At 70.7% G+C, this 25,165-nt stretch carries 21 protein-coding genes and 1 rRNA gene; 11 read left to right on the top strand and 11 right to left on the bottom strand.

The window, feature by feature from the left end:
• From CBF90_RS15950 to CBF90_RS15925, 6 genes are all read left to right on the top strand, one after another.
• A partial coding sequence (locus tag CBF90_RS15950) for an FHA domain-containing protein (protein ID WP_088381068.1) occupies positions 1-481 on the top strand: 481 nt, incomplete at its 5' end.
• A complete protein-coding gene (locus CBF90_RS15945) occupies positions 481-1,335 on the top strand; it encodes a PP2C family serine/threonine-protein phosphatase (RefSeq protein WP_023950256.1) in 855 nt (284 codons plus the stop codon). The genes CBF90_RS15950 and CBF90_RS15945, both read left to right, overlap by 1 nt.
• Positions 1,328-2,779 carry a protein kinase gene (locus CBF90_RS15940; protein ID WP_088381067.1) on the top strand — a complete coding sequence of 484 codons (1,452 nt, stop codon included), beginning with the start codon at positions 1,328-1,330 and terminating at the stop codon, positions 2,777-2,779. The genes CBF90_RS15945 and CBF90_RS15940 overlap by 8 nt, the downstream gene beginning before the upstream one ends.
• Before the next feature lie 62 nt (positions 2,780-2,841).
• Positions 2,842-3,558, top strand: a complete 717-nt coding sequence (locus tag CBF90_RS15935; protein WP_036304804.1) for a hypothetical protein — start codon at positions 2,842-2,844, stop codon at positions 3,556-3,558.
• A gap of 31 nt (positions 3,559-3,589) precedes the next feature.
• Positions 3,590-7,561: an ATP-dependent RNA helicase HrpA gene (hrpA, locus tag CBF90_RS15930; protein WP_088381066.1), complete on the top strand. Its 3,972-nt coding sequence runs from the start codon at positions 3,590-3,592 to the stop codon at positions 7,559-7,561.
• 20 nt (positions 7,562-7,581) lie between these two features.
• Complete coding sequence (locus CBF90_RS15925; RefSeq protein WP_088381065.1) at positions 7,582-8,523, top strand: NADP-dependent oxidoreductase; 942 nt, start codon at positions 7,582-7,584, stop codon at positions 8,521-8,523.
• Positions 8,524-8,629: 106 nt separating this feature from the next.
• On the opposite strand, the gene mmsB is transcribed toward CBF90_RS15925, so the two are convergent.
• From mmsB to CBF90_RS15900, 5 genes are all read right to left on the bottom strand, one after another.
• Positions 8,630-9,862, bottom strand: coding sequence for a multiple monosaccharide ABC transporter permease (gene mmsB, locus CBF90_RS15920; RefSeq protein ID WP_023950246.1), 1,233 nt, complete (start codon positions 9,860-9,862; stop codon positions 8,630-8,632).
• A 23-nt stretch (positions 9,863-9,885) separates the two neighbouring features.
• Positions 9,886-11,415, bottom strand: coding sequence for a multiple monosaccharide ABC transporter ATP-binding protein (gene mmsA / locus CBF90_RS15915; RefSeq protein WP_023950245.1), 1,530 nt, complete (start codon positions 11,413-11,415; stop codon positions 9,886-9,888).
• Positions 11,416-11,512: 97 nt separating this feature from the next.
• Positions 11,513-12,640: a multiple monosaccharide ABC transporter substrate-binding protein gene (gene chvE / locus CBF90_RS15910; protein ID WP_064955581.1), complete on the bottom strand. Its 1,128-nt coding sequence runs from the start codon at positions 12,638-12,640 to the stop codon at positions 11,513-11,515.
• Positions 12,641-12,703: 63 nt separating this feature from the next.
• Positions 12,704-13,420 (bottom strand): L-ribulose-5-phosphate 4-epimerase, encoded by a 717-nt coding sequence (locus CBF90_RS15905; protein WP_071919348.1) that lies wholly within the window; start codon positions 13,418-13,420, stop codon positions 12,704-12,706.
• 156 nt (positions 13,421-13,576) lie between these two features.
• Positions 13,577-14,584 (bottom strand): LacI family DNA-binding transcriptional regulator, encoded by a 1,008-nt coding sequence (locus CBF90_RS15900; protein ID WP_023950239.1) that lies wholly within the window; start codon positions 14,582-14,584, stop codon positions 13,577-13,579.
• A gap of 188 nt (positions 14,585-14,772) precedes the next feature.
• Between CBF90_RS15900 and CBF90_RS15895 the strand changes: the two genes are divergently transcribed.
• Positions 14,773-15,282 carry a hypothetical protein gene (locus CBF90_RS15895; protein WP_088381069.1) on the top strand — a complete coding sequence of 170 codons (510 nt, stop codon included), beginning with the start codon at positions 14,773-14,775 and terminating at the stop codon, positions 15,280-15,282.
• Here the strand turns inward: CBF90_RS15895 and CBF90_RS15890 are convergent.
• On the bottom strand, positions 15,275-16,606 hold the full coding sequence (locus CBF90_RS15890; RefSeq protein WP_088381064.1) for a M20/M25/M40 family metallo-hydrolase: 1,332 nt from the start codon (positions 16,604-16,606) through the stop codon (positions 15,275-15,277). The genes CBF90_RS15895 and CBF90_RS15890 overlap by 8 nt on opposite strands.
• 51 nt (positions 16,607-16,657) lie before the next feature.
• Here CBF90_RS15890 and CBF90_RS15885 point away from each other — a divergent pair, with 51 nt between their 5' ends.
• On the top strand, positions 16,658-17,671 hold the full coding sequence (locus CBF90_RS15885) for a Gfo/Idh/MocA family protein (protein ID WP_197690597.1): 1,014 nt from the start codon (positions 16,658-16,660) through the stop codon (positions 17,669-17,671).
• Between the two features lie 6 nt (positions 17,672-17,677).
• Here the strand turns inward: CBF90_RS15885 and CBF90_RS15880 are convergent, their stop codons facing one another.
• Entirely contained in the window at positions 17,678-19,207 is a 1,530-nt protein-coding gene (locus CBF90_RS15880; protein ID WP_064955585.1) for a CitMHS family transporter, read from the bottom strand.
• Between the two features lie 153 nt (positions 19,208-19,360).
• Between CBF90_RS15880 and CBF90_RS15875 the strand changes: the two genes are divergently transcribed.
• Positions 19,361-21,019, top strand: coding sequence for a sensor histidine kinase (locus tag CBF90_RS15875; protein ID WP_088381062.1), 1,659 nt, complete (start codon positions 19,361-19,363; stop codon positions 21,017-21,019).
• Positions 21,016-21,669: a response regulator gene (locus CBF90_RS15870; protein WP_023950227.1), complete on the top strand. Its 654-nt coding sequence runs from the start codon at positions 21,016-21,018 to the stop codon at positions 21,667-21,669. Before CBF90_RS15875 ends, CBF90_RS15870 begins: the two co-directional genes overlap by 4 nt.
• Here the strand turns inward: CBF90_RS15870 and CBF90_RS15865 are convergent.
• Entirely contained in the window at positions 21,648-22,043 is a 396-nt protein-coding gene (locus CBF90_RS15865) for a membrane protein (protein ID WP_036304552.1), read from the bottom strand. The genes CBF90_RS15870 and CBF90_RS15865 overlap by 22 nt on opposite strands.
• 68 nt (positions 22,044-22,111) lie before the next feature.
• Here CBF90_RS15865 and CBF90_RS15860 point away from each other — a divergent pair, with 68 nt between their 5' ends.
• Entirely contained in the window at positions 22,112-23,236 is a 1,125-nt protein-coding gene (locus CBF90_RS15860; protein ID WP_088381061.1) for a class I SAM-dependent methyltransferase, read from the top strand.
• 6 nt (positions 23,237-23,242) lie between these two features.
• Here CBF90_RS15860 and CBF90_RS15855 read toward each other — a convergent pair whose 3' ends face one another.
• The 3 genes from CBF90_RS15855 to rrf form a co-directional block, all read right to left on the bottom strand.
• Complete coding sequence (locus CBF90_RS15855; protein ID WP_088381060.1) at positions 23,243-24,265, bottom strand: 1-aminocyclopropane-1-carboxylate deaminase; 1,023 nt, start codon at positions 24,263-24,265, stop codon at positions 23,243-23,245.
• Between the two features lie 26 nt (positions 24,266-24,291).
• Entirely contained in the window at positions 24,292-24,948 is a 657-nt protein-coding gene (locus CBF90_RS15850; protein WP_088381059.1) for a GntR family transcriptional regulator, read from the bottom strand.
• Between the two features lie 99 nt (positions 24,949-25,047).
• Positions 25,048-25,164: ribosomal RNA gene (gene rrf / locus CBF90_RS15845) — 5S ribosomal RNA — on the bottom strand.
• Position 25,165 lies beyond the last annotated feature (1 nt).

Below are 25,165 nucleotides of genomic sequence, written 5' to 3'. Positions count from 1 at the left end.
GGCCCCGCCGCCCCCGCCCGCCGAGGCGGCACCGGCCGATCCGACTCCGCAGTCGTGGTCCGCCCCCGCCCCGGCGGCCGCTGCGGTACCCTCGCCGGCTCCCGCTGCGGCTCTCGCGGCCGACGAGGGGGACGTCGACGAACGCACCGTCCTCGCCGCACGACGCGGTCCGCAGACCAGTCTCCGGCTGCCGAACGGGTCGTCGGTTGCGCTGTCGGCCACCGCCGTCGTGCTCGGACGCAACCCGCTCGCGCCCGATCAGGCGCCGGATGCGCAGGCGATCGCGATCGACGACGTCACCCGCACGGTCTCGAAGACGCACGCCCTGCTCCAGCACACCGGCTCGGGCTGGACGATCACCGACCTGGCCTCCACCAACGGCGTGTTCGTCGGCCCCGACGACGTCGAGGCCTCGGGACCGACGCCCGTTTCGGGGGTCTTCCACCTCGGAGACGCCGAGCTCGAGCTCACCGAGGCCTGATGACCACCGCGACGCCTCCGATCGATGTCCACGTGACCAGCGGCAGCCGGACCGACACCGGGCGCCGTCGATCCGTGAACGAGGATGCGCTGCTGGCCGAGTATCCCGTGTTCGTCGTGGCCGACGGCATGGGCGGACACGACGCGGGCGACCGTGCCTCGGCCGCGGTCATCGAGGTCTTCCGGCCGCTGGTCGGTCGCGACGACCTGCGGCCAGAGGAGGTCGCGGACGCCGTCGAGCGTGCTCATTCGGCGGTCGCCGTCGTCGCTGCCGGAACCTCCCGCGGAGCCGGCTCCACCCTGTCGGGAGTCGTCGCCGTTCAGCAGGGCGGTGTGCGGCGCTGGCTCATCGTCAACGTCGGCGACTCGCGGGTCTACCGACTGCTCGCCGAGCGGCTGGAGCAGCTGACGATCGACCATTCGGTGGCACAGGAGCTGGTCGACGCCGGTCAGCTCACGCGCGAGCAGATGGCGACGTACGAAGGCCGGAACGTCATCACCCGCGCCATCGGCGGCGAGCGCAGCCGCGCCGACTTCTGGCTCATCCCGATCGTCACCGGTGAGCGCATCGTCGTGTGCTCCGACGGGCTGACCGGGGAACTCTCCGACGAGGCGCTCCGTGCCGGCCTGATGATGGGCGGCTCCCCCGCCCAGACGGCGGAGTCCCTCGTCGCCCAGGCCCTGGCCCACGGCGGCCGCGACAACATCAGCACGATCGTGCTGGACGTCGTCGCGGGCGGCATCAGTCCCCGCCTCGAGGACACGACCGGAGGCATCATGAACAGCGAATCGGTCACCGCGACGGTCGAGGTCGCCACGGCGCGCTCTCGACGCCGCCGAGCGGACCATGGCTGAGCTGCGCCGGCGGTCGCGACAGCCCCTGCCGGCTCCGGGCGACATCGACGGCCGCCGGCCGGAGCGGATCCTGGCCTCGAGCGATCGCGCCGACGTGCACCTGTACCGGGATGCCTCGGGACGGGACCGCGCCGCGGTGAAGGTCCTCCGTGACCCGCTCGACGGTGATGAGCGCTCGGTCTTCACAGCGGCCTCCGCTCGACTCGTCGCCCTGTCCGCTCATCCCAGCGTCGCGACGATCCACTCCGCCGGCACCACCGACGACGGTCGCCCGTACCTCGTGATGGAGTACTGCTCGCGCGCCGACCTGGCCGAGACGGCGTCGCGCCGACCGATGAGCGTGCCCGAGGCGCTCCGACTGCTGGTCCGCCTGTGCGGCGCCGTCGAGACCGCGCACCGGCACGGTGTCACCCACGGGCGGATCCGCATCGAGAACGTCCTGACGACGGACTACGGGTGGCCGGCGCTGATCGGCTTCGACACCGATGCCCTGCTCCGCCGCGGCGAGCGCAACGCGACCCCGGCGGCGCGGGCCGCGGATGTGCACGGCCTGGCCGTCGCGGCGACCGAGCTGCTGACGGGACGGCCCATCGCCGAGACGGCCTCACCCCTCGAGGGCGCCGATTCGGTGCCCGCCGAGTTGGAGACGCTCGTGCTCACGACTCTCGGGGCGGGAGAGGCGGGCGGCGGTCCGACCGCCGCCGAGTTCGGTCTGGCGCTGCAGCGCATCGAGGCGGACCGGCACCTCCCGATCACGCACCTCGACGCTCGGGAGCCGAGCGCTGACGCCTCCGACGGTGACGACCACACCGTGTTGTCGACCCGGCGTGCCCCCGCGGACGACCACACCGTGCTGGCCGGCCGGCGCCGGGCCGGCGACGATGTCGACCCCGAGCCCGATGGTGTCGACCGCACCGTCATCGCCCATCGCCGCCGCAGCCCCGGGGACGACGGTCCGGTCGACCAGGATTCCGACGAGCGCACCGTCCTCTCGGCTCGCACGTCCGTCTCCGACGACGATCGAACCGTGCTGTCCGTCCGGAACACCGGACCGGACGACGACCGGACGCGTCTGGTGTCCCGGTCGATCCCCGCCGCGACCGATGTCCCTGCACGCGACGAGGCGCCCGCGGTAGATCCCGACAGCGAGCCGACGGCGTTCGTGCGCCGTGAGCGGCGCGACGACCTCGTCCGCGGCCGCGTCGACACCGAACGTCTGGCGATGGGACCGGACGACGACGGCGAGCGCTACCGGGTCCGGGCGACGCCCCGGCTCGCCGAGGTGTCCCGGGTCCGCGTGGAGGCGCCGGTTCGACAGACCGCGCCGACGACCGCGTCGCGACGTCGTGGCACGGCAACGGTCATCGCGGTCATCGGGATCGGGGCGATCGTCCTGGGCGCCGCCGCGACAGCCGTCGTGATGATGATCGGAGGAGGAGCATGACAGCCATCGACAACGACACCGACGAGCACGACCGCGAGGAGGTGGGCGCCGCCGCGGGCGAGATCGCCGAGAGCGTCGCAATCGAGTTCTGCGGCGAGTGGTTCCGCCCCGTCGCGGGAACCACCTACGCGATCGGGCGAGACGCCGACCTCGTCATCGACACGAACCCGTACCTGCACCGACGGCTGCTCGCGATCGACGCCGAGCACGGCCTGTGGTGGCTGTCGAACATCGGCCAGTCGATCTCGGTGAGTCTCGCCACGCCCGACGGTGCCTACCAGGCGGTGCTGGGCCCCGGCGCTCGCGTTCCGCTGGTGTTCCCCGCTCTCGTGGTGATGTTCACGGCGGGCGCCTACACGTACGAGCTGACGGTGCACACCGACGGGTCGCGCTTCACCGTCCGAGACAGCTTCCCCCGCACCGCGGACGAGCATGTCGGCACGACGACCGTCGGTGCGGTCGCGCTGACCTCCAGCCAGCGACTGCTGCTCCTGGCCATGTGCGAGCCGATCCTGCGCGGCGGCATGGTGGGCTCGAGCCAGGTGCCCACGTCGGCAGCCGCGGCGGAGCGACTGGGCTGGCCGCTGACGACGTTCAACCGCAAGCTCGACAACGTCTGCGACAAGCTCGACCGCGAGGGCGTGCGCGGCCTCCGCGGCGGCGTGGGCAAGCTCGCCACCAATCGCCGCGCGCGTCTGGTCGAGCACGCCGTTCTCTCACGCCTCGTGACCGCTGCCGACCTGCCGCTCCTCGACGAGATCCGCGACGAACAAGCCTGAAACGCGCCGCAGCGCCGTACGATGGAGGGCTGTGTCCACGCCCGCCCCTGTGATCTCCTTCCCGCCCGAGCTGCCCGTCAGCGCGGCACGGGACGAGATCGCGCGCGCCATCCGCGATCACCAGGTCGTGATCGTCGCGGGTGCCACCGGCTCGGGCAAGACGACGCAGCTGCCGAAGATCTGCCTCGAGCTCGGGCGCACGAGCATCGCGCACACGCAGCCGCGCCGGATCGCCGCGCGCACGGTCGCCGAGCGCATCGCCGCCGAGATGGAGGTCCCGCTCGGCGGGGCCGTCGGCTACAAGGTCCGCTTCACCGACCAGGTCTCGGCCGAGACTCAGGTCGCGCTGGTCACCGACGGCATCCTGCTGAACGAGATCCACCGCGACCGGATGCTGCGCCGGTACGACACGATCATCATCGACGAGGCGCACGAGCGCTCGCTCAACATCGACTTCCTCCTCGGCTACCTGCGCCGCATCCTCCCCCGCCGCCCCGACCTGAAGGTCATCGTCACCTCGGCGACGATCGACCCCGAGAGCTTCGCCGCGCACTTCGCCGACGCCCAGGGCGTCCCCGCGCCGATCATCGAGGTCTCGGGTCGCACCTACCCTGTCGAGGTGCGGTACCGGCCGCACGACGACTCCGGCGATGACGAGACGGCCACGGACGACGTCGACGGGCTCGTCGCGGCTCTGCGCGAGCTCGACCGCGAAGCCGACGGCGACGTGCTCGTCTTCCTCCCCGGCGAAGCCGAGATCCGCGACGCGATGGACGCCGTGCGCTCGGCATATGCGAGGGATGCCCGCCCGACCGAGGTGCTGCCGCTCTACGGGCGGCTCTCCGCCGCGGAGCAGCACCGCGTCTTCGAGCCCTCGCGGGTCGCGGGGGTGCGGCGCCGGGTCATCCTCGCCACCAACGTCGCCGAGACGAGCCTGACCGTTCCCGGCATCCGCTATGTCGTCGACGCGGGCACGGCACGCATCTCGCGCTACAGCAACCGGTCGAAGATCCAGCGGTTGCCGATCGAGGCCGTGTCGCAGGCATCGGCGCAGCAGCGCGCCGGGCGAGCCGGCCGAACATCGGCGGGTATCGCCATCCGGCTCTACGCCGAGGATGACTTCACCTCGCGTCCGGAGTTCACCGAGCCGGAGATCCTCCGCACCTCCCTCGCGTCGGTGGTCCTTCAGATGCTCGCGCTCGGATTCGGCGACATCGCGGACTTCCCGTTCCTGACCCCGCCGGACTCCCGCGGCGTGAAGGCCGCCTTCGATCTGCTCGTGGAGCTGCGGGCGGTGCGCCGCGATGAGAAGGGCGCCTGGCGGCTGACCGACACCGGCCGCGAGATCTCGCGTCTGCCGATCGATCCGCGATTCGCGCGCATGCTGGTCGAGGCGCGCACCCTCGGCGTGACCCGCGACGTCCTCGCGATCGTGGCGGGCATGTCGATCCAGGATGTCCGCGAGCGCCCGGAGGAGCGACGCGAGGAAGCCGACCGGCTGCACGCGCGGTTCACCGACCCGACGAGCGACTTCCTGACGCTGCTGAACCTGTGGAACCACCTCCAGGATCAGCAGCGCGAGCTCGGCTCCAGCGCGTTCCGCCGCACCTGCCGGGCGGAGCACCTGAACTACGTACGCGTCCGGGAGTGGTTCGACGTCCACCGCCAGCTCAGCACGCTCGCCCGCGGCGATCGCGACCGCGGAAAGCGCGGACGCGACGAGCCCTCCTCGGACGGAACGGGCGCGGCGCATCCCGACCGCGTCCACCGGGCGGTCCTCGCCGGTCTCCTCTCGCAGATCGGTGTGCTCGACACCCGGAGCACCGCGACCGCCCGCGCCGCGACCGGCCGAAGCGGCGGGGGCAAGCCGACGCGTCCGCGCGCCGAGTACCGCGGCGCGCGCGGCGCGAAGTTCGCGATCTTCCCCGGGTCGGGCTTGCGCAAGGCCTCGCCCGACGCGGTGATGGCCGCCGAGCTCGTCGAGACGTCGCGACTGTATGCGCGCACGGTGGCCGCGATCGATCCCGCCTGGGCCGAGGAGCTCGCCGGAGATCTCGCCCACCGGTCGATGAGCGACCCGCACTGGTCGAAGGATGCCGGGGCCGCCGTCGCCGCCGAGAAGGTCACCCTCTTCGGTGTCGAGATCGTCCCACGCCGCCGCGTGCAGCTCGCCGGACGCGACCGCGAGCTCGCACGCGAACTGTTCCTGCGCCACGCGCTCGTCGAGGGCGACTGGAACTCCGCGCACCTCGACAAGCGCCTGACCGCGTTCGAGCGACGCAACCTCGAACTGCGGCGACGCCTCGAGAAGATCGAGGAGCGCGAGCGGCGCCGCGACATCCTCGTCGGCGACGAGGCGGTCTTCGCCTTCTACGACGCACGCATCCCGCGCGACGTGTTCGACGTGCGGTCGTTCGAGGCGTGGTGGCGCGATGCCGCAGCACGCACGCCGCGCCTGCTCGACATGACCGAGGGCGACCTGGCCGGGGATGCCGCTGGCACCGACGAACGCGCCTTCCCCGCGCGCTGGCGACAAGGCGATCAGGTGCTGTCGCTCGCCTACCGCTTCGAACCGGGCGCCCCCGATGACGGCGTCAGCGTCGTCGTACCGCTCGCGCTCCTCGCCTCCCTCCGCCCCGACGGCTTCGACTGGCAGGTGCCGGGGCTGCGCGACGAGCTGATCGCGGGGCTCCTGCGCGCACTCCCCAAGGCGATCCGTCGGCATGTCGTCCCCGCCGCCGACTGGGCATCGCGGTTCGCCGAGGAGCTGGCCGGCGATGGTCCCGAGTCACACGACGGCCTTCCCGCACGCACCCTGCGCGACGCGCTCGCCGCTCGCATCCAGCGCGTCGCGAACCAGCCCGTCACGGCGGCCGACTTCGACCTCGAGCGCGTGCCCGCCCACCTGTCGATGTCGTTCCGCGCTGTCGACGAGCGCGGGCGCCCGCTCGGCTCGTCACGCGACCTCGCCGAGCTGCAGCAACGGCTCGCCAGCCGCAGCCGCGCCTCCGTCGCGCGTTCGCTCGCGAAGGCCGCCCCGCGTCCTGGAGCCCAGCCCGCCGCAGCGTCACCCGCCGCAGGATCTCCCGCCGGGGCGACGGCCGCGGGGCCGGCGGGCGACCAGCGGTCGGGCATCGCCGAGCAGACCGGCCTGACCGACTGGACTTTCGGCGACCTTCCCGAGCTCGTCGACACGAGGGTCGCCGGCGGCGTCGTGCGCGGATACCCCGCCCTCGTCGACGAGGGAGCCTCCGTCGCCCTGCGCATCGAGGCGACCCCGGAGCGGGCCCGCCGCCTGACCCGCGCGGGCGTCCGGCGGCTCGTCCTGCTGTCCGTCCCGTCTCCGGCGACCTATGTCCTCGATCACCTCACGGCGCCCGAGAAGCTCGCGCTCGCGGCCTCCCCGTACCCGTCGGCCAAGGCGCTCATCGAAGACGCGCGCGTCGCCGTGGCCGATGCCGTCATCGACCGCACCGCGGCATCCGTCCGCACGCCGGCGCAGTTCCAGGCGGTGCGCGACGCCTTCTCGGCGGCTGTCGTCGACGAGCTGTTCCAGACCGTCTCGCTCAGCGCACGCATCCTCACCCTTCAGCGCGACGTCGAGCGGGCGATCCGCAAGGAGAACTCGATGGTCCTGCTCGCCGCTCTCGGCGATGTGAAGCAGCAGCTCGCCGGGCTGGTGTTCCCCGGGTTCCTCTCGCGGACGGGAACCGCCCGTCTCGCGCACCTGCCCCGCTACCTCCAGGGCGCCCTCGATCGCGTGTCGACCCTGAGCGACAATCCCGGACGCGACCGGCAGCGCCTCACGGAGTTCGAGCGCGCCGCGGCGCTCTTCGCCGAGGCGGGCGGGACGATCCCGCCGGCCGACGACGCTCCCGCGAACCTCCGGCATGCCCGATGGCTGCTCGAGGAGTACCGTGTGAGCCTGTTCGCCCAGCGCCTGGGCACCGCCGAGCCGGTATCGATCCAGCGGATCACCAAGACGCTCGCCGGCACGGGCTGATCAGTCGGTAGCGTGGCCCCATGGCCCATGCAGTGACGTATTCCGAGTTCGGCGGACCCGAGGTCCTCACCCTCAGCGAGATCGAGGTGCCCGCGCCGGGCCCAGGTCAGGTGCGGGTGCGCGTGACCGCGGCCGGGGTCAACCCGATCGATCACAAGCTCCGGGCGGGTCTGCGGCCCTCCGCCACGATCTCGAAGCCCCGGCGCGTCGGCAACGACGGCGCCGGCGTCGTCACCGAGGTCGGCGCCGATGTCGACGGTTTTCGCGTCGGCGACGACGTCGTGGTGTTCGGGGCGAGCGGCGTCTACGCGACCGACATCGTCGTCACGCCCGACAAGCTCACGCCTCTCCCCGCCGGCGTCTCCCCCGCCGTCGGCGCGGCGCTCGGCATCCCGGTGGCGACGGCGTACCAGGCGCTGCGGTCCCTCGACGTCGGCCCGGCCGACACCCTGCTGATCCACGGCGGCAGCGGGTCGGTCGGTCAGGCCGCCATCCAGTTCGCCCGGCTCCGCGGAGCGTCCGTCGTCGCCACGGCGAGCGACGCCCGCGCGGACCGCGTCCGCGAGCTCGGCGCGACGCCCGTCGGATACGGCGACGGACTCGCCGACCGCGTCCGGGCTGCCGCGCCGCAGGGCGTGACCGTGGCGCTCGACTGCGCCGGCACCGACGAAGCGCTCGAGGTCTCGCTCGAGCTCGTCGCCGACCGGTCGCGCATCGCGACGATCGTACGCGGAGCGGATGCCGCAGGGCTCGGCATCCGCGCGTTCTCCGGCGGAAGCCCCGAACCGCTCACCGAGCAGCAGGTGGCCTGGCGGGCCGAGGCGATCCCGGTGGTGGCGGCGCTGCTCGCCGCCGGCGCCTTCCGCGTCGAGCTGGGGCCCGAGCTGCCCCTCGCCGAAGCCGCCGAGGCCCACCGTCTCGTCGCGGCCCACACGCCGGGCAAGATCACCCTCGTGCCCTGACCGCCTGACCGCCCGGCGGTGGCTCCGGAGCACAGCGAAGCGGCGCCCGCACCGGCGATCCTCGGAAGGATGCCGGCGCGGGCGCCGCTTCGTGTGCGCGCCGGGATCAGTTGCCCGAGCGCCGCTTGTTGTAGACGTCGAAGGCGACCGCGAGCAGCAGCACCAGACCCTTCACGGCCTGCTGCCACTCGATGCCGATGCCCATGATCGACATGCCGTTGTTGAGCACACCGATGATGAGGCCACCGATGATCGCACCGCCGATGGTGCCGACACCACCCTGCACCGCCGCGCCGCCGATGAAGGCCGCCGAGATCGCCTCGAGTTCGAAGCCGTCACCGGCCTTGGGGCCGGCGAGGTTCAGTCGCGCGGTGAAGATGAGTCCGGCGAGAGCGGCGAGCACGCCCATGTTGACGAACAGCCAGAAGTCCGCGCGGCGCGTCTTGATGCCCGAGAGCTCGGCCGCGTGGCGGTTGCCGCCGATCGCGTAGATGTGGCGGCCGAACACCGTGCGGTTCATGACGATGCCGTACACCAGCACCAGCACCGCGAGCACGATCAGGGTGACGGGGATGCCCTTGTATGAGGCGAGCGCCCACGTGAACCATCCGATGACGACGGCGATGAGGGCGAGCTTCGCGACGAACCAGACCAGCGGCTCGACGTCCTGCGAGTACTTCTGGCGTCCGGCGCGGGTGCGCCACTGCTGCACGATCAGGGCGACGATACCGAGCGCGCCGATGACGAGAGTGAACAGGTCGGGATCGGATTCACCGAAGATGCCCGCCAGGAAGCCGTTGCCGAGCGCTCGGTACTCGGTGGGGAACGAACCGATGTTCGCGTTGCCCAGCACGACGAGTGCGAGACCTCGGAAGATGAGCATGCCCGCCAATGTCACGATGAACGCGGGTATGCCGACGTAGGCGACCCAGAAGCCCTGCCAGGCCCCCACGAGCGCGCCGATCAGGAGCGACAGGACGATGGCGAGCCACCACGGCATGCCCATCTTGACCGCGAACACACCGGAGACGGCACCGATGAACGCGGCGACGGATCCGACGGAGAGGTCGATGTGGCCGGCGATGATGATCATCACCATGCCGATGGCCAGCACCAGGATGTAGCCGTTCTGCACCACCAGGTTCGACAGGTTCTGCGGGCGCAGCAGGATGCCGTTGGTGAGGATGGCGAAGAGGGCGACCACCGCGATCAGCGCGATGAAGATGCCGTTCTTGCCGAGGTCGGCGAGGATGTGTCCGAGCCACCGCGTGAAGCGGTTCTCGTTCGGGTTGATCCCGCCGCCGGCGGCGGTCTCGGGAGCGTTCAGGTTCTGAGACATTCGAGGATCTCCTGCGGCCCCGCTCAGCGGGGCTTCTCCATGGTCATGAGTTTGAGGACCGACTCGGGGGTCGCGTCGGCGATGGGCAGCTCACCGGTGATGCGCCCCTCGGAGAGGGCGTACACGCGGTCGGAGATGCCGAGCAGCTCGGGCAGCTCGGACGAGATCACGATGATCCCCTTCCCCGCTGCGGCGAGCTTGTTGATGATCGTGTAGATCTCGTACTTCGCCCCCACGTCGATGCCGCGGGTGGGCTCGTCGAGAATGAGCACCTCGGGATCGGAGTAGATCCACTTCGACAGCACGACCTTCTGCTGGTTGCCGCCGGAGAGCTTGCCGGTCTTGGCCAGGACGGTCGGCGCCTTGATGTTCATGCTCTTGCGGTACTGGTTGGCGACCGAGAACTCCTCGTTGTCGTCGACCAGACCGGCCTTCTCGAGCTTCTTCAGCGACGCCATCGAGATGTTGCGCTTGATGTCTTCGATGAGGTTCAGGCCGTACGTCTTGCGATCCTCGGTGGCGTACGCGAGCCCGTTGGCGATGGCCTCGGAGACGGTGCGCGTGCGGATCTCCTTGCCGCGCATGAACACCTTGCCCGAGATGCGGGTGCCGTAGCTGTGACCGAACAGGCTCATCGCGAACTCGGTGCGCCCGGCGCCCATGAGCCCGGCGATGCCGACGATCTCGCCCGCACGGACGGTCACCGACACGTCGTCGACGACGACGCGGGTCGGGTCCTGCGGGTGGTGCGCGGTCCAGTTCTCGACCCGCAGCAGCTCGTCGCCGATCTGAGGCTCGTGGTCGGGGTAGCGGTGCTCGAGGTCGCGGCCCACCATGTCTTTGATGATGCGGTCCTCGGTGACGTCGTTCTTCGAGATCGTCTCGATGGTCTTGCCGTCGCGGATGACGGTGACGGTGTCGGCGACCTTCTTGATCTCGTTCAGCTTGTGGCTGATGATGATCGACGTGATGCCCTGCTCGCGCAGGCTCAGAATCAGGTCGAGCAGGTGGTCGGAGTCCTCGTCGTTGAGCGCGGCGGTCGGCTCGTCGAGGATGAGGAGCTTGACCTCCTTCGACAGGGCCTTCGCGATCTCGACCAGCTGCTGCTTGCCGACACCGATCTGGTTGACCTTCGTCGTCGGGTTCTCCTTGAGCCCGACGCGACGCAGCAGCTCGGCGGCGGCGAAGTTGGTCTTGTTCCAGTCGATGAGGCCGCCGACGCCCTTCCGTTCGTTGTTGAGGAAGATGTTCTCGGCGATCGAGAGGTACGGGCTGAGCGCCAGCTCCTGGTGGATGATGACGATGCCGCGCGCCTCGCTGTCGCGCAGATTCTTGAACTCGACGGTGTCGCCCGCATAGACGATCTCGCCGTCGTAGGTGCCGTGCGGGTAGACCCCCGACAGCACCTTCATGAGGGTCGACTTCCCCGCGCCGTTCTCACCGCAGATCGCATGGATCTCGCCGCGCTGGACGGCGAGATTGACATTCGAGAGCGCCTTGACGCCGGGGAAGGTCTTGGTGATCCCGCGCATCTCGAGGATGGTTTCGCTCACGTCTCCGACTTCCTTGTGGGGTGGATGGTTTCTCGGGTGCGGCGGCGGGAGCAGGGAAGCTCCCGCCGCCGTTCCGAGGATGGGCGGATGCCGCGGCTCAGAGACCGAGCTCTTCGGCGGTCCAGTAACCGGTCTCGACGAGAGCGGACTCGACGTTGTCCTTCACGACGGGGACCGGGGCCAGCAGGAACGAGGGGACCACCTTGACGTCGTTGTCGTACGTCTCGGTGTCGTTGACCTCGGGCTCCTCGCCCTTCAGGGCAGCGGCGGCCATGTCGGCAGCGACCTTGGCGAGCTCGCGGGTGTCCTTGAAGATGGTGGCGTACTGCTCACCGGCGAGGATCGCCTTGACCGAGTCGACCTCGGCGTCCTGGCCCGAGATGATGGGCCACTCGGCGCCGAGCGAGTATCCCGCGCCCTCGAGCGCGGAGATGATGCCGCGCGAGATGCCGTCGTAGGGCGAGAGGACCGCGTCGACCTGCGTGCCGTCGGAGTAGTTGGCCGTGAGGATGTCCTCCATGCGGCTCTGAGCGGTCTCGCCGTCCCAGCGCAGCGTCGCGGCCTGCTCGATGTCGGTCTGGCCCGACTTCACCACGAGCGTGCCGTCGTCGATGAGGGGCTCGAGGACCTCCATCGCGCCGTCCCAGAAGAAGAACGCGTTGTTGTCGTCGAGCGAGCCGGCGAACAGCTCGATGTTGAAGGGGCCCGCGGGGGCGCCGTCGAGCGGGTTGCCCTCGAGGTCGGTCAGACCGAGTCCGTTCAGGACGGTCCATGCCTGCTGACGGCCGACGAGCGCGTTGTCGAACGTGGCGTAGTAGTCGACGTTCTCGGTGCCCTTGATGAGTCGGTCGTAGGCGATGACGGGGATGTCGGCGTCCGCGGCGTTCTGCAGCGCCTCGGTCAGCGTGGTGCCGTCGATCGAGGCCACGATGAGCGCCTCGGCGCCCTTGGTGATCATGTTCTCGATCTGCGAGACCTGGGTGGGGATGTCGTCCTCGGCGTACTGGAGGTCGACCTGGTAGCCCTGGTCCTCCAGTGCCTTCTTGACGGCGTCGCCGTCCTGGATCCAGCGCTCCGAGCTCTTGGTGGGCATCGCGACGCCGATGAGGCCGCCGTCGCCGCCGCCCTCACCGCCGCCGGCGCCGCCGCCGGTGTTGGAGCAGGCCGAGAGCGCCAGGGCGCCGACGGCGAGCGTCGCTGCTGCGAACAGGAACTTCTTGTTCACTGTGTGTCCTTTCCAGTGACTTCACTGTCTTGCGGGAAATGGTGACCGCGCCCCGGTGCGGGGCTACCGGCGGTCGTCGGTGGTCTGTCCGTAAACGTTCTGATACCGGTCGTACAACGCATCGATCGCGTCCTGCGGGATCGGGAGCAGCTCCCCCGCCTGCCGGGCGATGTGAACCGTGCGAGCCACGTCCTCCACCATCACCGCAGCCTTGACCGCATCCTTCGCACTCGACCCGATCGTGAACGGCCCATGGTTCTGCATCAGCACCGCCCGAGAACGATGCCCCCGAAGCGTCTGCACGATCCCCCGACCGATCGAGTCATCACCGATGATCGCGAACGGCCCCACCGGAATCGGCCCCCCGAACTCATCGGCCATCGCCGTGATCACACACGGGATCTCCTCACCCCGCGCCGCCCACGCCACCGCATACGTCGAATGCGTGTGCACCACACCACCCACCTCGGGCATGTTCCGATACACATACGCATGAGCGGCCGTGTCACTCGACGGCGACCGATCACTGCCCGGCGTCCCCGGCACCACATTGCCGTCCAGATCGCACACGATCATGTTCTCCGGAGCCAACTCGTCATACGACACCCCCGACGGCTTGATCACGAACAGATCAGCCCCCGGAACCCGCCCCGACACGTTGCCGCCGGTCCACACGACCAGCCCGTAACGCACCAGCTCCGCGTGCAGCGACGCCACCTCGGCCCGAACCCGCGCCACCGCGACTTCGACCTTGACGCCGTCGACATACTCGCTGCTGATCGCTGCGTTGCGTGCCACTCGAGTGCTCCTTCGCCCGCCACCGTCGGCGGGCCTCGATCGTGTGACGATCAATGTGACCGTTCACATTGCGACACTATAGCCACGGTCGGAACGGGGGTGTCAACTCCCGGCGTGTCTCGGATCGATAACGACGGCTCAGCGGCGCGCGCCGGTCGAGGACCGCACCACCAGCTCGGGCACGAGCACGGCCGGGTCCACCTCGCCCGATCCCTGGCCGAGCAGCAGGTCCACGCAGCGACGCCCCAGCTCGGCGAAGTCCTGGCGCACGGTCGACAGCGGCGGCCAGAAGTGCGCCGCCTCGGGAATGTCGTCGAATCCGATGATGCTGATGTCGCGGGGGCAGTCCAGCCCCTCATCGCGAATCGCGTGCAGAAGCCCGAGCGCCATCTGGTCGTTCGACGAGAAGATCGCGGTGAAGTCCCGGACGCGCAGCAGCTCACGACCGGCGTAGTACCCGAACTCCGCAGTCCAGTCCCCCAGCACGGGCGCCGTCGTCGGGATGTCCGAGTCGCTCATCTCCTCGAGGAATCCGCGCATCCGCGCCTCGGCCTCGATCCAGTCCTGCGGGCCGGCGATGTGGTAGATCGACCGGTGGCCGAGCTCGATGAGATGGCGCGTGGCCAGCCGGGCGCCGGCGATCTGGTCGACCGACAGCGCGTGGCCCGGGTCCACCTCGGTCGACTGCAGGGTCACGTACGGAATGCCGATCGGCTGGGCGGCGAGAGCACGGAACACGCGCACTTGCGGCGCGATCACGACGAGCCCCTCGACCGCCTGCGCCACCAGGTGGGCGAGCCCCGCCTGGATCGAACTCGGATCCCGGGCGTCGACGTTGGCGGTCGAGACCCAGTAGCCGCGCTCGCGCGCAGCCGACTCGATGGCCGCGATGGAGGATGCGGGGCCGTACTGCGTCGCGGACGAGGTCAGCACGCCGATGGTGTGCGACCTGCTCGTCACGAGTGCGCGGGCGGCACGATTGGGGCTGTAGTCGAGCTCGGCCATCACGGCGAGCACGCGCTCCTTGGTCTCGGGGCGGATGCTCGGATGGTTGTTCAGGACGCGCGACACCGTCTGGTGCGATACGCCGGCCAGCCGCGCGACATCGCGAATGCTCGGGCGACGGCCCGCAGCGTCTTCGCTCATGTTTCCTCCGGCCCGATGCGCACGTTCACATCGGCTCGAGCCCATTATGCACCGGCAAGTTTCGAAAACACGCGCCGGGGGAATGTGACAGTCACACGGGAGGGAGCCGCGCGCGTGTGACGGCGTCCCCCATCGTCACACCGTCGACTCGCGAGGCCGAACCCTCGCCGTCGCCGTATGCTGACCGCATGTCCGACGTGGCGCGCTTCCTGCCCCTGAGTCACCGTTCCCCGGACGACGTGACAACGCCCGACCGGCGCGCTCAGATCGCCGCGCTCCTCGCTCTCGCCGCGCCGGTGTTCGACGCCGCCTCCAGCGACCGCCGACGCGCCTTCCTCGACGAGGCGGGGCTGTCGCGCGACATCGGCGGCGGCGCGGCCCTCGGTGAGGTCGCCGACGAGATCGCGCAGGGGCGACGGCGCAGCATCCGCGAACTGACCGCGGTCACCCGCGCCTACCTCGGCTTGCCGGGCGACCGACCGCCGCTCCCCTTCGACATCGCCGGCGCGGTCGCGCTCGCGGCCGGGGCGAAAGCGCCGTTCGCGCGACGCGCGGCGATCGCGGGGCACACCGTCCGCGCGACCGATGCGGGCTGGACGTTCGGACGCGGTCCCGAGATCTCGGCGAGCGCCGACGACATCGTGGCGTTCCTCACGGGCGTGTCCGATACCCCGCCGCGGCGGACTCGGATCAGCTGAGACGCAGCAGGTCGCGGTAGAAGCCGATCCCCCGCAGCCACACGTCGACCCTGATGCGCTCGTCGTGCGCGTGGAGGGCTTCACGCTCGGATGCGGTGAGCCGGAAGGGCGCGAAGCGGTAGACGTTCTCGCAGATCGCTGTGAACCATCTGCTGTCGCTCGCACCGAGCTGCAGGTACGGCGTCGGGACGACATCGGTACCGAGAGCCGAGCCGACTGCCGTCGCGATCCGGCGCCACCCCTCACCGCGCCAGGGCGACACGGGTGAGGGATCCGAGCCGTGGCGGACGTCGATCTCGATCAGCGGGTCGGCTATCGCTCGGCGTGCTCGCTCGGTCGCCTCGGTGACGGAATCGCCCGTGAGCAGACGGATGTTGACCGCCGCGCGAGCCGTCGTCGCGAGGACGTTCTCGCCGTCCGCGCCCCTGAGCTCCGTCACGACGGCGGTCGTCCGCACGAGCGCGTTCGTCTCGGCGCCGAAGCGGGGCAGCACCCGCGCGAGCAGCCCGCCGGTGACCGCGAGGTTCAGGAAGACGGAGCGGAAGGGCTCACGGGCGAACGGTGCGAGGGTGCGGAACATCGCCCGAACGGGCGGCGCGAGCCGCACCGGAGCGGGATGCCGCTGCAGCCGGTCGATCGCGCGCGCGAGCCTCGCAGTGGCGGGAAGAGGCGGCGGCGTGGATGCGTGGCCTCCCGCTTCTCGGGCCGTGAGGCCCAGGGTCATCACCCCGCGCTCGGCGACGCCGATCATCGCGGTCTCGCTGTCGACGCCGGGCACAGCGCCCGAGACGACCGCACCTCCCTCGTCGAGCACGAGGGCCGGCCGGACGCCTCGCTCGCGCAGAAGGTCGACGATCGCGGGGGCGCCGAGCCCGGCGACCTCCTCGTCGTGACCGAACGCGAGGTACACGTCGCGGGCCGGCCGCCACCCTTCGCCGACGAGGGCCTCGACGGCTTCGAGGATCGCGACGAGCGACCCCTTGTCGTCGATCGCTCCACGCGCGTGGATCGTCGCCTCCTCCCCCTCGCCGGTCAGGACGGCATCGAAGGGCGGATGCGTCCATTCGTCGGGCACGACGGGGACGACGTCGTAGTGCGCCATGAGCACGAGCGGTGCATCGGGCGCGTGGCCGCGCCAGCGGTAGAGCATGGCGTGCTCGCCCACGAGCTCGCCCTCGAGCTCGGCATGAAGGAGCGGGTAGAGCCGGCGGAGCGTGTCGCGGAAGCGGGCGAACGGGGCCGCGTCGGACGCAGCCGGGTCGGTGTGCGAGACGGTCGGGATCCGCAGCAGCTCGCGGAAGCGTTCGACGGCGGCGGTGTCCACCCTGCGAGCCTACGCCGCGCGCGTGGTCGCACCCCTGGCTAGGCTCGCGGTATGACGAATCAGATGACGTCCGGCGCCTCGCACGCCGGCCTGCGGTGGGGCATCCTGGCGACCGGCGGGATCGCCCACGCATTCACCCGCGACCTGCAGACGGCGGGCCGCGAGGTCGTGGCGGTCGGTTCGCGGACGCAGGAGTCCGCCGACCGCTTCGCAGCCGAGTACGGCATCCCTCATGCCCACGCCTCGTACGAGCAGCTCGCGACCGATCCCGAGGTCGACATCATCTACATCGCCACGCCCCACCCCGGGCACCGCGATGCCGCCGCGCTGGCGATCCAGCACGGCAAGCATGTCCTGGTCGAGAAGCCGTTCACGCTCAACCGCGACGAGGCCGTCGCGCTGCGCGACCTCGCGGCCGACGCGGGCGTCCTCGTCATGGAGGCGATGTGGACCCGGTACCTCCCGCACATGGTGCGGCTGCGCGAGATCGTGGCCGCCGGGACCCTGGGAGAGATCCGCACGGTGTTCGCCGACCACACGCAGCGGATCTCGGACGATCCCGCCCACCGGCTCAACGACCTGTCGCTCGGCGGCGGGGCGCTGCTCGACCTCGGCATCTACCCGGTGTCGTTCGTGTGCGACCTGCTGGGACTGCCGACGCAGACCCGCGCGGTGGCCCGGCTGATGGAGACCGGCGCCGATGCCGAGGTCGCCACGGTCATGACGCATCCCTCGGGCGCGGTTTCGACCACGGTGTCGTCCTCGCGCGGCGCGGGGCCCAACACGGCCCACATCGTCGGAACCGAGGCCCGCATCGAGATCTCGGGCGTCTGGTACGCCGCCACCGACTTCCGGGTCCTCTCGCATGACGGCACCGTCCTCGAGGAGTACCGGTCCGAGATCCAGGGCCGCGGCATGCAGTTCCAGGCGCTCGAGGCCGAGGCGCTCATCGCCGCCGGGCGGACCGACGGCGACATCCTGCCGATCGCCGAGACCGTCGCGATCATGGGTGTCCTCGACGACATCCGCGCTCAGATCGGCGTGCGCTACCCGCAGGAGAGCTGAGCGCCCTCACGCCGCGAAGGGCACCACCCCGACGAGCACGGCGACGGCGAGCATGACGAGCGAGACGATCGACGCGCGCCACAGCACCTTCTTGTGGTGGTCGCCGAGGTTGACGTTCGCGAGCGACACCAGCAGCAGGATCGCGGGAACGAGCGGGCTCTGCAGATGGACCGGCTGCCCCGTGATGGATGCGCGCGCCATCTCGACCGGCTCGATGCCGTAGGTCGCGGCGCTCTCGGCGAGGATCGGGAGGATGCCGAAGTAGAAGGCGTCGTTCGACATGAAGAACGTGAACGGGATCGACAGGACGCCCGTGATCACCGCGAGGTGCGGTCCGAGCTGCGACGGGATCACCTCGGTGACCCACGAGGCCATCGCCGCCACCATCCCGGTGCCGTTCAACACACCCACGAGCACGCCCGCGGCGAGCACCATCGAGACGACCCCGACGATCGATGGCGCGTGGGCGACGATCTCATCGGCCTGCTGCTTGAGCTTCGGGAAGTTGATGACGAGCGCGAGTGCCGCGCCGACCATGAACACGTAGGCGAGCGGGAACAGGTCGAGGACGAGCAGCACCATCACCACGAGCGTGAGGGCGAGGTTCACCCACACCAGGCGGGGGCGCAGCGTCGCGCGGTTCGGGTCGAGCATGGTGTCGGCCATCGCGGTGTCGCGCTCCTCGACCCACTGCGCCGCCGGCACGGGCTTGCGCCCGCGCACGGTCACGACGTTGCCGGTGCGCAGCGTCGCGAGAGCACCCGGGCGGGGATCGGCGCCGCGGAAGAGCTTGGGGCCGCCGAGCACGCCGTCTCCCCCGCCGAGACGGGACGTGTCGATGCTGCCGGCGAGCCGTCGACGCTCGGACAGCCCGAGGAACCAGGCGAAGGTCAACGAGACGACGATGCCGGCCGCGAGCGATGGCAGCATCGGCACGAAGACGTCGGTCGGCTGCAGGCCGAGCGCCGACGCGGCCCGCACGGTCGGACCGCCCCACGGAACGATGTTCATCGTGCCGTTCATCAGGCCCGCGACGCAGGTGAGCACGACCGGGCTCATGCCCAGGCGCAGATAGATCGGCAGCATCGCCGAGGTCGTGATGATGAAGGTCGTCGAGCCGTCGCCGTCGAGCGAGACGACCGCTGCGAGCACGGCGGTGCCGAGCACGACCTTCGCGGGGTCGTCCTTCAGCACGCGCGTGATCACCCGGATGAGCGGGTCGAACAGGCCCACGTCGATCATGATGCCGAAGTACATGATGGCGAACATGAGCAGTGCCGCCGTCGGCGCCATGCTCGTGATGGCGTCGATGATCATGTCGCCGAGGCCCAGGCCGGCACCGGCGAACAGGCCGAACGCCGTCGGCACGAGGATGAGGGCGACCATCGGCGTGAGCCGGCGGGTCATGATGAGCGCCATGAAGGTGAGCACCATCGTGAACCCGAGTGCGACGAGAACGCCCTCGGGCGGGATGAAGGCGAGGTCGTAGCCCTCGTCTGCGGCAGCAGCAGCAGTGAGGATGGCGGGGTGGGTCATGTCGACTCCTTCGTCGGCGGGCGCACGGGCCAGCGGTGCGATCCGTCGAACCTAGGCCGCGTCGCGCCCGAGTCGCGCGCTTGGGCGCATTCCGGCGACTTGAGCGCGTAGCGTGTGTTCTGCGCATTCTGCGCGCGGACGAGGAGAGGTCGGATGCGGTTCACCACGCGGCTCTTCCTCGTGCAGCTGGCCGTCGTCGCCACCGTGCTGCTCGTGTGCACGGCCGCGTTCGCGGTGATCGCGGTGACGCAGGTGCGCACCGCCGCGGAGGGGAACGCCCTCAACATCGCTCGCTCGGTCGCCGCGGCGCCCGAGGTGCGAGCGGCCGTCGCCGGGTGGTCGGCCGACCCCGGCACCCCGGCCGCCGCCGATCTCGTCGACGGGCCGCTGCAGCGCACCGCCTCGGCCGTCGCCGAGCGGACGGACGCGCTCTTCGTCGTGATCACGGACGACCACGGCATCCGGCTCGCGCATCCCAGCCCGCAGCGGCTCGGCGAGACCGTGTCGACCCCGTTCGACCGCGTCCTGGCCGGCGAGGAGGTCGTCGACTGGGAGGTCGGAACCCTCGGCCGGTCGGCTCGAGCGAAGGTGCCCGTCCTGGCACCCGGCGGCGGTGAGCCGGTCGGCGAGGTGAGCGTGGGCTTCGAAGAGGGCAGCGTGCTCGATGACCTGCCGACGGTCCTGCTCGCGATCGGGGTCGCCGCGCTGCTCGCGCTCGGCGTCGGCGTCGCGGCGGGCTCCGTCCTGCGTCGCCGCTGGGAGAAGACGACCCTGGGACTGCAGCCGGAGGAGCTGACGGCGCTCGTGCAGCAGCAGAGCGCCGTGCTCGACGGCATCGGCGACGGCGTGCTCGCCCTCGATGAGAACGGCATCGTCCGCGTCGCATCGGAGGCGGCGGAACGGCTGCTCGGGATCGAGGGCTCGGTGGGCAGGCCGCTCAGCGAGCTGCCCCTGCCGGAGGCCGTCGTGTCGGCGATCGCGAGGGGGCTCCCCCTGCACGACGTCGTGGTGGGCCCGCGGGTGGTCGCCGTCGACGTCCATCCGGTGCGGCGCGGCGGGCGAGAGCTCGGCGACGTCGTCATCGTCCGAGACCGGACGGATGTCGCCGAGCTCGGCGAGCAGCTCTCTTCGGTACAGACCGTCACCGGCGCTCTCCGGGTGCAGCGGCACGAGTTCTCGAATCGTCTGCACGTCGCGGCCGGCCTGATCGACGCCGAGCGGGTCGCCGACGCCCGCGCCTTCCTCGACGAGCTGCTGGAGCGGGGCAGCGTGCCGACGGCCGTCGCACGCATCGAGCGAGTCGACGACCTGTTCCTGCAGGCCCTGCTGGCAGCGAAGGCGGGCGACGCGGCCGCGAGCGGCGTGAGCATCGTGGTCGGCGACGACACCCTCGTGCTCGGCGAGCTGGCGCGTGTCGAGGATGCCGCGGCCGTCGTCGGCAACCTCATCGACAACGCGGTGACGGCGGCCGGGCGCGGAACCGAGCCCCGCTGGGTCGAAGTCACCTTCCTCGGCGACGGCGATGCTCTCGTGACCACCGTCGCCGATTCGGGGCCGGGCGTCCCGGCCGGCCGCGATGTGTTCGCGCCGTCGAGCGGACCGAGCGACGACCGTGTCCGAGGGCGAGGGATCGGCCTGCCGTTGTCGCGTGAGCTCGCACGCCGTCTGGGCGGAGACGTGTGGCTGATCGATCCCGGCGGCCACGGCCCCGCGGCATTCGGAGCCGTCTTCGCCGCACGCCTGCCCGGGGTGCTCCGCACCGCTGCAACCCGCGATGCCACCGCATCCCGATCCGAGGAGGACGACTCATGACCACGACTGACCCGCTGCGCGTGCTCGTCGTCGACGACGACTTCCGCGTCGCAGGCCTCCACCGCGACGCGGTCGACGCGGTGCCCGGTTTCCGGGCGCTCGAGCCGGCGCGGTCGGTCGCCGCTGCCCGGTCCGCGATCGCGGAGCGGCGACCCGACCTCGTTCTCGTCGACAACTACCTGCCCGACGGCGAGGGCGTCGAGCTCGTGCGCTCCATCGACGTCGATGCCATCGTGCTCTCGGCCGCCGCCGACGCCGAGACGGTGCGCCGTGCCCTGCGCGCAGGTGCCGTCGGCTACCTGATCAAACCCTTCGAGGCGCGTGCGCTGCGCGAGCGCCTCGAGCGGTACGCCCGCTACCGCAACGTCCTCGATGCCGTCGAGCTCGAGCAGGACGACGTCGACCGGGCACTGTCGATCGTCCACGGGGGTCCCGCGACGACGACGCGCTCGGCGACCGAGCAGATGATCCTCACGACGCTCGGGAGCCGAGAGGCGTCGGCGGGCGAGATCGCGGCCGAGTGCGGCATCTCACGCGCGACGGCGCAGCGTCATCTCGCCACGATGGCCGGTCGAGGTGTCGTCGAGGTGCGGCTTCGTTACGGGTCGACCGGCCGGCCGGAACACCGTTATGCGGTGTCGCGCGGCTGACGGGTCGACCACCACGCCCACACGACGAGCACCGGCTGGAAGAAGAGCCGGACGAAGCGACGCCGGTCGGTGTCGAGCCCGAACGCGCTGCGTCCCTTCCGCCATTGGTCGACGTTGCCGGGAAAGACCGCGATGAAGAACGCCGCGAGCAGAGCGCCGATGCGTGAGCGCTCGCGCGGCAGGGCGAGAAGCGCCACCCCGAACAGAGCCTCGACGGCGCCCGAGGCGACGACCACGCCGTCACGGTCGATCGGAAGTCTGTCGACGATCGCATCGGGCACCTGCGCCTGGAAATCACGGCGCGCCCAGAACAGGTGGCTCAGACCGGCGAAGATCATGGCGCCGGCGAGCAGCCAGCGAAGCATGGTTCTCATGCGTTCAGTCTGCGCGCTCCGCCGCCGCCCGGCTAACCCTTGCATTCGCTCGCACTAGGCTTACCCGGGTGTCCGGCGCGCTCGATCTCTCGCATCTCCGCCGTTGGCCCGATGTCGAGGCACCCGGCCTGGTCGCCGCGGATGCCGCCGACCGCCTGATCCTCGACGAATCCGGCGGGGCCCGTGCCGCGCTCGGGCCGGGCGAGCTGACGGTCATCGGAGACGGCTACGGAGCGCTCACCCTGGGCGCCGCGGCCGCGGGAGCCGAAGGCATCCGGGTCCACCAGGATCCCCTGAGCGGCGAAGCCGCTCTCGCTGCCAACGCGAGGCGTCTCATGCCGCAGGCGACCTTCGCCTCGCTTCCGCTCGATGCGGCGCTCGTCTCCGGCGCCCGCGTCGTGCTCCTCCGCCTGCCCCGCTCGCTCGAGGCCCTCGCCGACATCGCGGCGACCGTCGCGGCAGCGGCATCCCCCGATGTCGTCGTCTACGCCGGCGGCCGTGTCAAGCACATGACCATCGCGATGAACGACGTTCTCCGTGGCGCCTTCGAGCGGGTCGATGTGACGCACGCGCGAGCGAAGTCCCGGGTGCTCATCGCGCGGACACCTGGTGCGGTCCCGCCTCCCGAGGCACGCGCGGCCCGGATCGATGGACTGGAGATCCGCGCCTTCGGAGGCGCCTTCGCCGGCGCTCGCATCGATATCGGCACGCGACTGCTGCTCGCCAACCTTCCGTCCTCCCCCGCGGGCGGCACCGCAGAGGACCCGTGGATCGATTTCGCGTGCGGTACGGGCGTCGTCGCGGCGACGTGGGCGCGCCGCCATCCCGGCGCTCGGGTCTACGCCTCCGACCAGTCGGCCGTGGCTGTCGCCTCTGCGAACGCCACCATGCGCGCCAACGGAGTCTCCGACCGCGTCGAGGTCGCTCGCGACGACCTGCTGTCTCGCCGACCGGACGCGAGCGCGTCTCTGATCGCGCTGAACCCGCCGTTCCACTCCGGGGCCGCCGTGAGCGACCGCGTCGCACCGCGCCTGTTCCGAGACGCCGCTCGGGTGCTGCGCCCCGGCGGCGAGCTCTGGTGCGTGTGGAACTCCGCCCTGCGGTACCGCCCCGAGCTCGAGCGGATCATCGGACCGACGCGTCAGATCGCTCGTGACCCCAAGTTCACCGTGACGGCCTCGACGCGCCGCTGACGCCGCTCAGTGGTAGCGGCCGCTGTAGGCGTTGATCGCCGGCTGGCCGCCCAGGTGCGCGTAGAGCACGTTCGAATCGGCGGGGATGTCACGGGAGGAGACCAGGTCGATCAGACCCGCCATGGACTTTCCCTCGTAGACAGGGTCGAGGATGACGCCCTCGAGCCGGCCCGTGAGATGGATCGCCTCGTCCGTGGAAGCGACAGGAATGCCGTACTTGTCTCCCGCCCAGCCCTCCAGCACCTGAATCTCGTCGTCATGAAGCTCGCGGCCGACACCGATCAGCTCGGCCGTGCGGCGCGCGATGCGCTCGACCTGGGCGCGGGTCTTCTCGATCGTCGCCGATGCATCGATCCCGAGGACGCGTCGCTGCCGGTCGCCGAAGTTGGCCGCGAGGTCGGCGAATCCGGCCACCATTCCCGCGTGGGTCGACCCCGTCACCGTGCACACCACGATGGTGTCGAAGAACACCCCGAGCTGCTCCTCCTGCTGCCGCACCTCGTGCGCCCAGTTGGCGAACCCGAGGCCACCGAGGCGGTGATCGCTCGCCCCCGCGGGAATCGCGTAGGGCTTGCCGCCTGCGGCCTCGACATCCGCAATGGCTTCCTTCCACGAGTCCCGGAAGCCGATGTCGAACCCTGCGGGCGAGAGACGCACGTCGGCGCCCATCAGGCGGGACAGGAGGATGTTGCCGACACGGTCGTTGACGGCATCCGGCCAGTCGACCCAGCTCTCCTGAACGACGACAGCGCGGAGTCCGAGGTGGGCGGCGACCGCAGCGACCTGACGCGTGTGGTTCGACTGGATGCCGCCGATCGACACGAGCGTATCCGCACCCTGCGCGAGCGCGTCGGGAACGATGTACTCGAGCTTGCGGGTCTTGTTGCCGCCGTATGCGAGTCCGCTCGAGACGTCCTCCCGCTTGGCCCAGATCCGCGCACCCCCGAGATGCGCCGACAGACGATCGAGAGGATGAACGGGGCTCGGACCGAAGGTCAACGGGTGGCGCGGGAAGTCGGCGAGGGTCATGGGGTTCTCCTGGAGTCGGGCGGAGCTCAGGCGGGATCGGGATGGGTCAGAAGGCGCTCGAGGGTCAGCCAGTTCTCGCGCGTCGCGGCTGCCGCTCCGTCGACGTCGCCGGCGGCAGCGAGCTCGATGATGCGCTCGTGAGCCGACACGGAGTCTCGCCCCGCTAGGCTCGAGAATCGCGCACGCTCGAGGCGTCGCAGGAGCGGGGTCACCTGCTCGAGCAACGTGCCGAGCAGAGGGTTCGCACTCGCCGTCACGGCGACGCCGTGGAAGTCGTCGTCCGCCGCCACCGCCGAGTCGACGTCGGCGTCCCGCAGCGCGAGCGCGAAGCGATCGTTGGCGGCGCGCATCGCATCGATCCCCGACGCCGTCAGCTGAGGCACGGCCTCTCGGATGGCCAGCTCGTGCAGCGACGCCGCGATGCGTTGCGCGGCCAGAGCCTCGCGCTCGTCGAGAGGCGCGACTTCCGTCGCCTTCGCGCGACGTGTGCGTACCAGGCCCGCCAGTTCGAGGCGGGCGATCGCCTCGCGGATGGGCGTGCGGCTCACGCCGAGCCACTCCTCCAACTCGCTGTCCCGCAGACGCGCGCCGGGCTCGAGCCGTCCGCTCACGATCGCGTCGCGCAACGCCGTGTACGCGTGGTCGCGCAGCGACACCGGACGGGAGACGGGGGCCAGCGACATGCAATATATTGCACACCACACAGCCGCGAGAATCAACTCAGCGGTCACACGGGCACGAAAAAGGGCCACCCAACATTGGGTGGCCCTCTTACGAAAGAAGTCCGGCGGTGTCCTACTCTCCCACAGGGTCCCCCCTGCAGTACCATCGGCGCTGTGAGGCTTAGCTTCCGGGTTCGGAATGTAACCGGGCGTTTCCCTCACGCTATGGCCGCCGAAA

The organism is Microbacterium sp. AISO3 (assembly GCF_002204305.1).
Taxonomy (GTDB): Bacteria; Actinomycetota; Actinomycetes; order Actinomycetales; family Microbacteriaceae; genus Microbacterium; species Microbacterium arborescens.
Note: the sequence above shows the minus strand (reverse complement) of the source record. Positions and strands in the feature narration are given on the sequence as shown.